This is a genomic window from Methylobacterium thuringiense (assembly GCF_022179645.1).
In the GTDB taxonomy this organism is placed as follows: domain Bacteria; phylum Pseudomonadota; class Alphaproteobacteria; order Rhizobiales; family Beijerinckiaceae; genus Methylobacterium; species Methylobacterium thuringiense.
Genome location: NZ_BPRA01000033.1, coordinates 1 through 11,875, shown reverse-complemented (window position 1 = coordinate 11,875; position 11,875 = coordinate 1). Strand labels below are relative to the sequence as shown.

Below are 11,875 nucleotides of genomic sequence, written 5' to 3'. Positions count from 1 at the left end.
GGCCCGATCGGGCCCCTTCATCGTTCAAGCTGCCGGCCGCCACTGGCCTGGTTTTACTCCGCCACAGCGGCCTGGAATTGGTCCGCCCTTTACACACACAGTCCGGTACTCTGGGTGGCGCGGAACAGTTCCACCCGGGAGCTTCTCCACCGGCCCCTCTGCCCCGCCAGTTGAATTTAGGCACCGTACCGCCTCATCGGCGGTGGCTACTCGGCTCGCGTCTGGTAAGGGGCGAAAATTCGGTACTAGCTGCCCCCGGCGGACGTGCAAAGTCATCGATCGCTGTAGCATGGGCGTGCTCGCTGTCCTGCGGCAGGAGTTTAGTTGGAGAGCGAGTTTACGGCGGTCCGAAGCGCGTTCTGTATGTCTCAACTGAGGATAGTGCAGAGGAGCTGAACCGTCGTTTTTATTCCGCCATGATAGTGCACAGCCTTCAAGTTACCGACTTGGGTAACATTCAGGTGCTTGGTGTGGACACCATGCGGCTCGTCCTGACCGCTGGATCTGATAAATCGCCGATGGTTGATCAAGCGGGAATATCGACCCTTGCGAGATGTATAGAGGCGGCGCGCGCAGACGTTGTGATGCTGGATCCTCTCGGCGCCATTATACCAGTCGGACTGAATGATAACGGCTTTGTGGCGGGGCTGATGGGGCAGTTGAAAGCGCTCGCGGTTCGCAGAGACTTCGCATTACTGATTATCCACCACTTTAAAAAAGGTAGCGACGGCAGCGCGGAGGCCGTGGGCGGCGCATCAGCGATTGTCAATCATGCCCGAGCCGTGTTCACGGTCGAGACGATGGGTGAACGTGATGGGTCCGCGTTCGGCGTCATGCCGTCGGAGCGGTGGCGCGTTCTTCGGGTGATCGACTTGAAGGTTAATCTAGCACCGCCCGCCACGGGTAAGGATTGGCTCTATCTGGCGAGCGCAATCCTCCCCAACGCAGCCCCACCGGACTACCCAAATGGGGAGAGTGTTCAGGCCGTGGTGTGCTTTAAACCAATGCCGATCGGCACGGCTGGCAAGCTCGACGCGGTGTCCGCTACCCGTATTGAAGCTGAGTTCATCCGTATAGTGCGCAAGGCGCAGGATGCTGGAGCTGCTTTATACGTCTCCAAATTCGGCGCGAAGGCGGCCGGCATTTCGGCAGCTCCAATGGTTCTAGCCGAAGTCATTCGTAGTGTGACCGGAAGGTCTTCGCCCGATTGCGCTGCATTGGCCGGGTCGATTATGGAGGACCTCATGACGCGCAAGCTTGTCGCCGTAGGACAGGTGACGACCCCGAACCGACATAAGCGGAATGGATTAGTTGTCGGCTCGAATGCGCCACCAAATGTGTAAATTTGGACTGCGCCAGTTGCGCCAGTGGTGTGCGAAACACACTTGATAGCCATCCAGTGCAACCCGCGCAGTCGCGACGGCCCGCCGCCTCCAGGCGTGCGGCGCCAGTCGCCGGGGGGTATAAGGGGGGACTGACGCGCGCAGGATCAGCGCAAAAAACCTGCTTTCCAAATCGGATCTCGCAGCGCTTGCGCCTTCTTGAGGTCCAGAGATTGCGGAGTCTATCCAGCGTCATACGATTGGACCGCCGGGCACCGGCATCTCCGACTTCTACCACCACTCCCAGCAGGACTCGGGAGAACCGCCATGCCGCGCCCGGCATTTCTTGATACTCTCAGGTCCACGAGCACGATGTTTCAGGGTCCGTTCGTTACTCAGCTCAGAGCCGTGGCTGAGGCATCAGAAGCCGCTGCCGACCCAAAGGACCATCGCACGTGGCCTATGGCCCTCGGTCGACTGCGGGGGCACCGGGATGAGGTGAAGTGTGTCGAGTGGCTGTTCTCACGTGAGGTCTATGACCGACTCGGCTTTGACCCATTTGAACGTCGCCGAGGTTGGACGCGCCGACGGATCGCGGACGGCATGAAGGTGCATGGTTGGAAGCGCCAGTACGTCGGACCGCGAAGCGTGCGCGAGAGCGGGTTCTGTAGGGCGCTTCGTGAAGATCGCCCTGCTAATGCCGAGCCTATCTCGCCGCATCATGACTCAGTGGTAGCTGCGATCCGCGTTGTCTTAGACGAATTGGCTCAGCTCGGGTTGACTGGCGAGCAAATCGACCATGCTTACGACGTCGCCCGTGATTGTACCGGTAGATAGTCGATTGATGTCCAAAAGGTCGTCACTACAGAAAGGTGCTCCATGCCCGTTCGCACGCATTGTCGCGCATCAGAAAATGTTACTGCCTGCCACCAGACAGCGTCCGCTTGTTTCTCAGATCCGGATGGACCACGACGGGTAATACCAGCAGGTTGTTATTAGACATAACGGCTAGTGGGAAAATTCGCTCCCGAACTAACTGATTTCAGAGGCGAGCGACCTAACTGATTTCAGAGGCGAGCGACCTAATTTGCACCAAACGCCGTTGAATGCGACGGCTTGTATAGGTGAAATCTCGCTTGCCGCGTCTGCTGCGCGAAGCAAACTATCATTGCCGAGAGCGAAGAGGCAAAATAACGGCTTCCGGAACGACTTCCCGCAGGTTTAATATGCTCGGCAGGAGATCTGGCCGACCAGAAGTGAAGGGGTGCTGTTATCCGTTGCGCTTGGGGAAAAACGGATACGGAGCGACGGCCATCGCACCATCTAATCCATCATTCGATGGACGTCGCCGCCGTCTTCGAACGGCTCGCCCGTCTTCCCGTCGTCGTCGACCGTTTGAGGCGCGCTGCCGGGCGCGACATCGCGCACGAAGAGGTTCAATGGCTCGCGGCTTTCACCTTCCTCCACGACATTGGCAAGCTGTCACCGCGCTTCCAGGCCAAGGCTTGGCCGAAGGACGAACAGCGCGACCTGCGCGGACATCTGGATGAGGGCTGGCGGTGGCTTTCGAGCGCCCACGGGCGCCCGGACGCGATGGGGGGACGGGTCCACACGCTGTTCGCGCCGCTCGTGCGCTCGCGCGCCGGCGAGGCTTGGCTGCACGCCCTGTTCGCCCATCACGGGCGACCGACCTCGGCTACCAACGAAGGCAGGTGGCCGAACCTGCCCTTCTACGATTGGAGGGCGCAGGAGGCGGCCATGGGCGAGGCGCTCGGCGCCTGGTTCCCGGACGCGGAATGGGGCGATCCGGCGGCCCTCCGGTGTCCACACCTGGTCCACCTCTTCGCCGGTCTCCTGACGCTCGCCGACTGGATCGGATCGGACATGGTGGCTTTTCCGCACAAGCTGGAACTCGATGGCGCGAGCTATGCCGGACGTGCCCGCCGGCAGGCCGAGGCGGCTCTGCGCCGGTTCGCGATCACGGACGTTCCGTGGCCGGATGCCGCTCCGTCCTTCCATGATCTAACGGGGTTCGCGCCGCGCGGCATCCAGGCCCTCGTCGGTCGGCTTCCGGTTGCGACGTCGCTGGCGATTCTCGAGGCGGAGACCGGATCGGGCAAGACCGAGGCGGCGCTGATGCACTTCGCCCGGCTTCGCTCGGCGGGCCGGGTCGATGGGCTTTACTTCGCCGTGCCGACTCGCGCGGCCGCCTCGCAGCTCTTCGCGCGCGTCGGCGAGGCGATGCGGCGGATCGGCGGGCCGGAGGCGATCCTCGCGGTGCCCGGCCAGCTCCGCGCCGGAGAGTCGGAGGGCGTGCGTCTGCCGGGCTACGCGGTGCGCTGGGACGACGAGAAGGAGCGTTGGGCAGCCGAGCACGCAACGCGCTTCCTCGCCGCGCCGGTCGCCGTCGGCACGGTGGATCAGGTGCTGATGGCCGGGCTGAGGGTCAAGTACGCCCATCTGCGCGGCGCTGCGCTTTCGCGCAACCTGCTCGTCCTCGACGAGGTCCATGCGTCGGACGCCTACATGAATACGGTCGCCCGGTCCGTCATCGGCGATCACCTGGCGCTCGGCGGCCATGCGCTGCTGATGTCGGCGACACTCGGGTCGGCCGAGCGCGCCCGCTGGCTCGGCCGACCCGAGCCAAATTTGGATGCCGCGAAGGCGACGACCTATCCGGCGCTCTGGTCCTCGGACCTGCCGGAGCCGCTCCACCTTCCCGATGAGGCCGACAGGCGGCGGGAGAAGCGCGTCCGGCCGAGGCTCGTCCCGACCATGGCTGCTGCCGAGGCCGCGCGGATCGCGCTGGATGCCGCCCGGGCCGGCGCCCGCGTCCTCGTCATCCGCAACACGGTGGCGATGGCGGTCGAGACCTGGCGTGCGATCGTCGAACAGGACGCCGCGCTCTGCCTGACCGTCGCGGGCGGGCCGGCGCTCCACCACGCGCGCTTCGCCGCCGAGGATCGGCGGGCGCTCGACCGGGCGTTGGAGGCCGTTCTCGGCAAGGGTTGCGCCGGCGCGCCGGTGATCGCAGTTGGCTCGCAGACGCTGGAGCAGAGCCTCGACATCGATGCGGACCTTCTCGTCACCGACCTCTGCCCCATGGACGTGCTCCTGCAGCGCATCGGGCGGCTGCACCGCCACGATCGGCTGCGCCCCGATGGCTTCGCCGAGCCCGTCATTCACATCCTTTGCCCGGAAGGCGGACTCGGGCGGCTGGCCCAGGAGAAACGATTTGAGAACGGTCTCGGCGCCTGGGAGAAGAACGGCGTCCTAGCCGGGGTCTACATCGACCTGCGAGGCCTCGAGGCGACGCGCCGGCTTGCGGCGGACGACCCTGTCTGGACGATCCCGGCCGACAACCGTGCACTGGTCGAAGCCGCGACCCACCCAGACGCGCTGGCGGCGACAGAGACCGAGATGGGCTGGCAGGAATATACCGCGGCCGTCGTGATGAAGGCCGTGGCCGAGGTCCAGCATGCCCGGATGCTCGTCCTCGACCGCTCGCAGCCGTTTCCGCACGCATTTCCCGGCAGCGACGAGCTCGTCCAGACCCGGCTTGGCGCGCGCGGGCCACTCCTTACCCTGCCGGCGGGGACCATCGGCCCGTTCGGCCATCCAATCACGACGATCGCACCTCCGGCCCACTGGTGTCGGATGACCGAGGCCCAGATCTGCTGGATCGTTGCCGAGACTCCGGTCGAGGTCGAGCGACACGGGGACGCGATGATCCTGCGTGCGGGGGATTGGACGTTCGGCTACGGGCGGGAAGGCCTGAAGCGAGCTTCTTGACACCAACAACCTTTGGCTGCATTTTTCAGTTTCGCTTGATAATCAAACAGTTTAGCTGTTGGGCAAAGCACTTCAGCTAGGGGATTGCGGAATGGGCTTCGGTCTGTCCTTGCAGGTCGCGGTTCGGCGACGAGCCCCTGCTAAATCCTGGCTTTGGCTAATATTGATTCCGGGCAGGGCAATCCGCCCTAGAGCTTCCCGAACCGATCGGGATGCACCCAGTTCGGCTGTCAGGCCGGTCGGCGTCGGCATGGCGTCCGCGGACACCCGGGGTTTGATGGATTGCGGTCGGTGAATCTTCTCACCGACCATCTTCTCTCGGTCGAGGATGGCAGGCGGCTGAGCCTGCCCGAGCTCTTCGCCGCCCTCGCGCGCGGCGAAGCCCAGGGTTTCCCGCGCCTGCGTGCTCATCAGCGCACGGCTTGGCACATGTTCCGCGTCCAGCTCGCCGCGCTCGCCCTCGATCGGGCGGGTCGAACCGACCTGCCGGCGACGAGCGAGGCCTGGGCGGCGCTTTTGCGCGCGCTGTCTGCCGCCGAGAGCGGGGACGAGGGCGACGCCCCATGGTGCCTCACCGTCGCGGACCGGACGAAGCCGGCCTTCCTGCAGCCGCCCGATCCCGGCGGACTGAAGTGGAGCGCGGTTGCGACGCCCGATGCCCTCGACCTCCTGATCACCGCGCGCAACCACGATCTTAAGGCCGAGGTCGCCGCGGACGCCGCGCCGGAGGACTGGATCTACGCGCTGGTCAGCCTGCAGACCATGGAAGGGTACGGCGGCAAGTCGAATTACGGCATCGCCCGCATGAACGGCGGCTCGTCCAGCCGCGCGTTCCTTGGCCTCGTGCCAGCGCGCGGCGACGGTTATCCGGACGTGGCCGCCTGGTGGCGGCGCGACGTCGAACGGCTCTTGGCGCATCGATCCGAGCCGGGACCGCTCACCCGCGGCGGGCTGGCCCTCCTCTGGTGCCATCCCTGGCCGGAGGGCAGGTCCCTGCGTGTGAACACCATCGACCCTTGGGCAATCGAGGTCTGCCGGCGCGTGCGCCTCGCCGGGACGCCTAGCCAACTCCATGCCGAGCGAGCCGGATCGGCGGCGGCGCGGCTCGACGCCAAGTCGTTGAACGGTGCCCTCGGCGACCCCTGGGCACCGGTCGCGATCGACGAGGCGCAGCCGAAAGCACTGACGCTTGGCGAGGGCCGGTTCGATTATCGCCGGCTCGTCGCGCTCTTATTCGCTGGCAAGTGGAAGGTTCCGCTCGCCGCCCGTCTCGACGGGGACGAGGGCGCCGACGGCATGCTTCTCCTTGCCGAGGCGCTGTCACGCGGCAACTCGAAGACGGACGGCTTGAAGTCGCGCCTCGTACCGCTGCCGCGCAAGGTCGTGGCCGGCGGTTGGTTCAGCGTGCGGGCGGAGATGCTCGCCCGCGCCGCCGGGCAGCAGATCCAGGAGATCGCCTACGCCGACGCGGCGCTGCGCGAGGCGGTGGCGCTCTACGCGGCCGACGGCGACTTCGTGGAGGTCGGCAAAGAGGAGCGCCAGCGCGCCGGCCCGGCCCGCGCGCGCCTCGATGCGGCGGCCGACGACGCCTTCTTCGACTACCTTTGGGACCGGGCGGACGCGGTGACCGAGGAGGCTGCGCGGATCGGCTTCTGCACTCTCCTTACGGAAGCGGCCGAATGGGAACTGGAACGTGCCTTCGCCGCGCTCCCCTGCGCTGCGCTGTTCGCCGCGCGGGCCAGGGTCAGGGCGCGCCGAAGGCTCAGGAACGCGCTCCGCAAGGCGGAGCTTTTGCAACCGGAGGCGGCGGATGCCTGAGACGGTCGACTACACGCAGAGACGAACCGAGCAGGGGCCCGGCGCCGTGGCCCTGTCGATCGCCGGGTCGATGAAGGCGTTCGGCAACGGCGAGATGGCGGCCCTGCGCCGCCTCGGCGAGGACCTCGCCGTACCCGCCTACTGGCGGCTGGCCGCTCGGCACGACGCGCTCCACGCGCGGCGCGAAGCCTGGATGCCGATCGTCAGGGCCCTCGCCCTCCTGACCCCGAAAGGTCCTCGCGAGGAGCGGGGCGAGCTCCACGACCCGAAGCGAAGACTCGGCACGGCCCTCTGCGACGGCGGAGACCTGAGCTGGCCCGGCACTCTGACGCCCGGCGCCGCCCCGCGCCCGCTCATCAGCGAAGCGCGCCTCGCCCAACTCCTCGCTGCGCGGGGTCGGCAGCGCGCCGTCCTCCTGACACGCGCCGTGCGCGCCCTCGCCAACAGCCGCGACGTCGGCGTCGGACTCGACGTCGACGATCTCGCCTGGCGTTTCCTTGATCCCGATCCCGAACACCTCGCCGCCCCATACTATGCCCGCCTCGACCGCGCGGCGATCATCGAGAAGACCGAAAGGGCCCGCCATGCCTGAGCCGCGCTTCCTGCAGATCCACACGCTGACCGCCTATCCCGCCGCACTTCTCAACCGCGACGATTCCGGCCTCGCTAAACGCCTTACCTACGGCGGCGTGATCCGCACCCGCGTCTCGTCCCAGTGCCTCAAGCGGCACTGGCGGATCGCCGACGATCCGAACGCGCTCCACGCCATCGACGGAGCCGATGCGGCGTACCGCTCGCGCGAGCTCGTGACCCGCAAGGTGCTCGGCAGCCTCTCCGCGCCCGCGAGCGTGATGAAGGCGATAGAGCCGGAGTTCCAGATGGCGGTCTACGGCGACAAGGGCACCGCGAAGAGCGCCCGTCAGACCCTCCTCCTCGGCGAGCGCGAGATCGCCTGGCTGCGTGCCGAGGCCGAGCGGCTCGCCGGCGAAGCGGATGGCGACGCGGCCGCGGCCAAGACGCTGGCCGCCGACTGGCGCAAGACCTTCCGCGACACTATCAAGGCGATGCGCGAGGTGACGGCACTACCCGGGGGCCTCGTCGGCGCCCTGTTCGGGCGTATGGTGACGTCCGACCCGGAGGCCAACATTACCGCCCCGGTTCACGTTGCCCACGCCTTCACCGTGGGCGGTGAGGAAACCGAGAGCGACTACTTCACCGCGGTGGACGACCTCGCCGACGATGCGCCCGGCGCCGACACCATCCAGGAGACCGAGCTGACCTCGGGCCTCTATTACGGCTACGTCGTCGTCGACCTGCCCGGCCTCAAACGCAATCTCGGGCCCGCGGCAGATACCCTCGCCGGGCCGGTGCTGCACAATCTCGTCCACCTTATTGCGGAGGTCTCGCCGGGCGCAAAGCTCGGTTCGACGGCGCCTTACTCCCGCGCGAGCTTCATGCTCCTAGAGGCGGGTGACCGCCAGCCGCGCTCGCTGGCCGAGGCGTTTCATAAGGCGGTCAGGGGTGATGCGACTGCAGCGACGAGGGCACTGGCCGAGCACCTCGGCCGCCTCGACGCCGCCTACGCGACGGGAGAGGAGCGCCACTTTCTGTCGCTGCGCGACGAGACCGTCCCGGGCGCGGGCCGCGGGACGCTGAAGGTGCTCGCCGACTTCGCGGCCGCGCTGCCGGGGCGGATCGCATGAGCCGGCTCTGGCTGCGGCTTGAGATCGCCGCGCCGCTGATGGCCTTCGGTGCTGTCGCCGTCGATCAGGTTGGGCCGACCTGGCGGTTCCCCGGCCGCTCCATGCTCACCGGGCTCGTCGCCAACGCGCTCGGTCTCGACTGGTGCGAGCGCGCCGCCCACCAGCGCCTGCAGGACCGGATGGTCACAGCCGCTGCACTCTTGCGCGAGGGCGAGCTCCTGACCGACACGCAGAACGCGCAGCTTGGCGCGACCGATCGGAGCTGGACGACGCGCGGCCGCGCCGAGGGCCGGGAGGGGGCGAGCTACGGCGCGCCGCACCGCCGCCGCCGCGACTATCTTGCCGACGCCGAGATCCGCGCCGTCCTGACGCTTAATCCCGCTGAGGCCGAGCCGACACTTCGCGCCGTGCGCGAGGCCCTGTTACGGCCCGCCCGGCCGCTCTTCCTCGGGCGCAAGCCGTGCCTGCCCGCGCGCCCGCTCGTCTTCGGCACCGACGTCGATTTCCTCGAGGCGCCGAGCGCCCATGCCGCCCTGATCGCCTGCGTCGGGTCGGCACATCCGCGTGCCTGGTGGCCGGCTGGCGAAGGGCCGGTCGGTTCGCGCGCCCATGAGGTCGCCGATCTGCGCAATTGGGACAGCGGCCTCCACGGTGGGTCGCGGATCGTGCGCGAAGGTCGCCTCGACGGGCGCGTCCCGTGACGCCCCCCGCGCTCCACCTCGTCCGCCTGCCCGTCGACCGCGACGCCCTGGCTCGCGCCGCCGGCGCCCGTGGCTGGACGACCGGGCGCCGCCAGAACTTCGACGAGGGCGCGGCGCTTCACCACCTCCTCGGCGAAACCTTCGGCCCGGCGGCGCTGCAGCCCTTCCGTCTAATTGCCCCGCCCCGTCGGCGCACCGGCAGCCTCTACGCCTACACGGGCGTCGACCCGGCCGAACTGGTCGAGACCGCCGCCCTGGCAGCGATGCCGGAGGTCGTCGCGGCGCTGTCGCCGGCCTCGCTGGAGACGAAGCCAATGCCGACGGTCTTCCCCGCGGGACGGCGCGTCGGCATCGATGTGCGCCTTCGTCCGACCGTCCGCCTGCTGCGCGACGTCGCCCCGCCGCCCCGCGGCGGCCACGGCTTCCGGAGAGGCGCCGAGATCGACGCCTTCCTCGCCGAGGCGCTGAAGCACGAGGATCGCGGCGCCATGGAAGCAGCAGGCCGTACGCGCGAGGCGGTCTACCGCGACTGGCTCGCTTCACGGTTGCAGGGCGTCGCGTGCGTGGAGGACGTGCGGCTCGCCGCTTTCAGGCGCACGCTGGCCGCGCGTGGCGGAACCGGCCAGGACGCGCTGGACGTCACCCTGCACGGTACGATCCGCGTCGAGGACCCCGAGCGCTTCGCCACCTGTTTGAGGCGGGGCCTCGGTCGGCACAGGGCCTACGGCTATGGGATGCTCCTCCTGCGTCCGCCCGCGCCGGCACGGGAGGCCTGATGCTCATCGGACGCCTCGGTCTCGACAGCGCCCGCATTCCCCATGCCGACCGGCACGGCCTCGTCTGGCTCGATCGCGGGCGTCTTCTCGTCGAGGACGGCTGCCTGCGCTTCGTCACTGCAGGCGGCGCGCTTGAGGCGGGGGACTATCAGCTGCCGCACCAGTCGATCTCTGCCGTCCTCCTCGGGCCGGGCTCCTCCGTGACCCACGACGCGTTGCGCCTTCTCGCCCGCCACGGCTGCGTGCTCTGCGCCGTCGGGACGGACGGCGTGCGCCTTTACACAGCGCCGCCGCTCTCGCCCGACACCTCTGCGCTTGCGCGCCGACAGGTCGGCCAATGGTCAGTCAAGGCGACACGGCTCGAGGTCGCCCGGCGCATGTACGCCCTGCGCTTCGGCGAGATTGTGCACACACGCGACATCGAGGTGCTGCGCGGTATGGAGGGCGCCCGTATCAAGCGGGCCTATGAGCTGGCGGCGGAACGCTTCGGCGTGCCGTGGCGCGGACGGCGCTACGACCGGGCGAAGCCGGACGCCGCCGATCTTCCCAACCAAGCGCTCAACCACGCCGCCCTCACCATGCAGGCCGCCGCCGCGCTCGCCGTCGCCGCGACCGGGACGATCCCGCAGCTCGGCTTCGTCCACGAGGATTCCGGCCAAAGCTTCGTCCTCGACATTGCCGATCTAAGACGCCACGACCTCGTACTTGAGATCGCTTTCGGCGCCGCCAAAGAGGCGGCGAAAGGACGTCAGACAGTGGACCGGCTGGTGCGCCAGCGCGCCGGCGACACGTTCCGCCGCAAGGGTACCGCTCCCGAGATGATAGATGCCATCAAGACGGTGCTCGGCGATGGTGGGGAGCCGGTGGGCGAGGCTGCCGTCGTGCCGATCTCCTTCGGCCAGGCGGACGGCTCCGGTGAAGAGGCATCCTGACATGCCGTTGTGCGTCGTCGTCACACGAGATGTTGAAACGCGCTACCGCGGGTTCTTGGGGTCTGCCATGCTGGAGTTGGCCCCCGGCGTCTACGCCCATCCTCGCATGACCGCGGGGGTTCGCGATCGGTTGTGGAATGTCCTTCGAGATTGGCACGGCGAATTGGCGCGTGGGTCGCTGGTCATGTGCTTCGCAGCGACGTCGGCCGCCGGCGCAATGGGCCTTAGGACTCTGGGCGAGCCGCCGAAGACGGTCGTCGAGCACGAAGGCGTGCTTTTGGTCCGACGAGTTCTAACGACGACTAGCAAGACGGTCTAGGATATCGTGTCTTTGACAATCGAATAACGTCAATTACTTAGCTGGTAGAGGCTTCCCCGCACCCGCGGGGATCGACCCTCGGCGGACAACCGCGAGGCCGCCGAGATGGTGGCTTCCCCGCACCCGCGGGGATCGACCCGATAGCAGCAAGGGCAGCACCGAAGGCACCGCGGCTTCCCCGCACCCGCGGGGATCGACCCGTGGACGACGCCCTGAATACCGCCCGCGGTGCGGCTTCCCCGCACCCGCGGGGATCGACCCTCGCTCAATACGCGTGCCACCGCCGCGCACCCGGCTTCCCCGCACCCGCGGGGATCGACCCACTCTTAAAGAGGACGGCGGGCCTGTCGTGATGGCTTCCCCGCACCCGCGGGGATCGACCCCTCGCCTCGCTCGCGGTCGACGCGCGCCCGAGGGCTTCCCCGCACCCGCGGGGATCGACCCACGCCTGCGGACCCGCTACCGGCACCATTGCCGGCTTCCCCGCACCCGCGGGGATCGACCCGTGCAGG

At 67.9% G+C, this 11,875-nt stretch carries 9 protein-coding genes and 1 CRISPR repeat array; all 9 genes read left to right on the top strand.

From position 1 onward, the window contains the following. Window positions 1–77 precede the first annotated feature (77 nt). The 9 genes from MFF07_RS22010 to cas2e all read left to right on the top strand — a co-directional run bounded on the left by MFF07_RS22010 (window position 78) and on the right by cas2e (window position 11,363). Window positions 78–1,343 (top strand): AAA family ATPase, encoded by a 1,266-nt coding sequence (locus MFF07_RS22010; RefSeq protein ID WP_306424658.1) that lies wholly within the window; start codon window positions 78–80, stop codon window positions 1,341–1,343. Window positions 1,344–2,594: 1,251 nt separating this feature from the next. After that, window positions 2,595–5,114, top strand: coding sequence for a CRISPR-associated helicase Cas3' (gene cas3, locus MFF07_RS22005; protein ID WP_283206839.1), 2,520 nt, complete (start codon window positions 2,595–2,597; stop codon window positions 5,112–5,114). A gap of 291 nt (window positions 5,115–5,405) precedes the next feature. Further along, entirely contained in the window at window positions 5,406–6,932 is a 1,527-nt protein-coding gene (locus MFF07_RS22000) for a hypothetical protein (RefSeq protein ID WP_238232922.1), read from the top strand. Further along, the gene (locus tag MFF07_RS21995) at window positions 6,925–7,524 is read left to right on the top strand and encodes a type I-E CRISPR-associated protein Cse2/CasB (RefSeq protein WP_238232921.1); all 600 of its coding nucleotides are present in this window, start codon (window positions 6,925–6,927) and stop codon (window positions 7,522–7,524) included. The genes MFF07_RS22000 and MFF07_RS21995 overlap by 8 nt, the downstream gene beginning before the upstream one ends. Continuing rightward, on the top strand, window positions 7,517–8,635 hold the full coding sequence (cas7e, locus tag MFF07_RS21990) for a type I-E CRISPR-associated protein Cas7/Cse4/CasC (protein ID WP_238232920.1): 1,119 nt from the start codon (window positions 7,517–7,519) through the stop codon (window positions 8,633–8,635). The genes MFF07_RS21995 and cas7e overlap by 8 nt, the downstream gene beginning before the upstream one ends. After that, window positions 8,632–9,336 (top strand): type I-E CRISPR-associated protein Cas5/CasD, encoded by a 705-nt coding sequence (gene cas5e / locus MFF07_RS21985; RefSeq protein ID WP_238232919.1) that lies wholly within the window; start codon window positions 8,632–8,634, stop codon window positions 9,334–9,336. Before cas7e ends, cas5e begins: the two co-directional genes overlap by 4 nt. Then, the gene (locus MFF07_RS21980) at window positions 9,333–10,112 is read left to right on the top strand and encodes a type I-E CRISPR-associated protein Cas6/Cse3/CasE (RefSeq protein ID WP_238232918.1); all 780 of its coding nucleotides are present in this window, start codon (window positions 9,333–9,335) and stop codon (window positions 10,110–10,112) included. Before cas5e ends, MFF07_RS21980 begins: the two co-directional genes overlap by 4 nt. Beyond that, complete coding sequence (gene cas1e / locus MFF07_RS21975; RefSeq protein ID WP_238232917.1) at window positions 10,112–11,044, top strand: type I-E CRISPR-associated endonuclease Cas1e; 933 nt, start codon at window positions 10,112–10,114, stop codon at window positions 11,042–11,044. Before MFF07_RS21980 ends, cas1e begins: the two co-directional genes overlap by 1 nt. Next, window positions 10,938–11,363 carry a type I-E CRISPR-associated endoribonuclease Cas2e gene (gene cas2e, locus MFF07_RS22770; RefSeq protein ID WP_373322414.1) on the top strand — a complete coding sequence of 142 codons (426 nt, stop codon included), beginning with the start codon at window positions 10,938–10,940 and terminating at the stop codon, window positions 11,361–11,363. Before cas1e ends, cas2e begins: the two co-directional genes overlap by 107 nt. A 49-nt stretch (window positions 11,364–11,412) precedes the next feature. Then, a CRISPR array of direct repeats spans window positions 11,413–11,868; the repeat unit is 29 nt; unit sequence GGCTTCCCCGCACCCGCGGGGATCGACCC. Window positions 11,869–11,875 lie beyond the last annotated feature (7 nt).

Bases quoted from the DNA above. Each gene is read 5' to 3' on its own strand.
- MFF07_RS21995 (WP_238232921.1), top strand. From the start codon at position 6,925: ATGCCTGAGACGGTCGACTACACGCAGAGACGAACCGAGCAGGGGCCC.
- cas7e (WP_238232920.1), top strand. From the start codon at position 7,517: ATGCCTGAGCCGCGCTTCCTGCAGATCCACACGCTGACCGCCTATCCC.
- cas5e (WP_238232919.1), top strand. From the start codon at position 8,632: ATGAGCCGGCTCTGGCTGCGGCTTGAGATCGCCGCGCCGCTGATGGCC.
- cas1e (WP_238232917.1), top strand. From the start codon at position 10,112: ATGCTCATCGGACGCCTCGGTCTCGACAGCGCCCGCATTCCCCATGCC.
- cas2e (WP_373322414.1), top strand. From the start codon at position 10,938: ATGCCATCAAGACGGTGCTCGGCGATGGTGGGGAGCCGGTGGGCGAGG.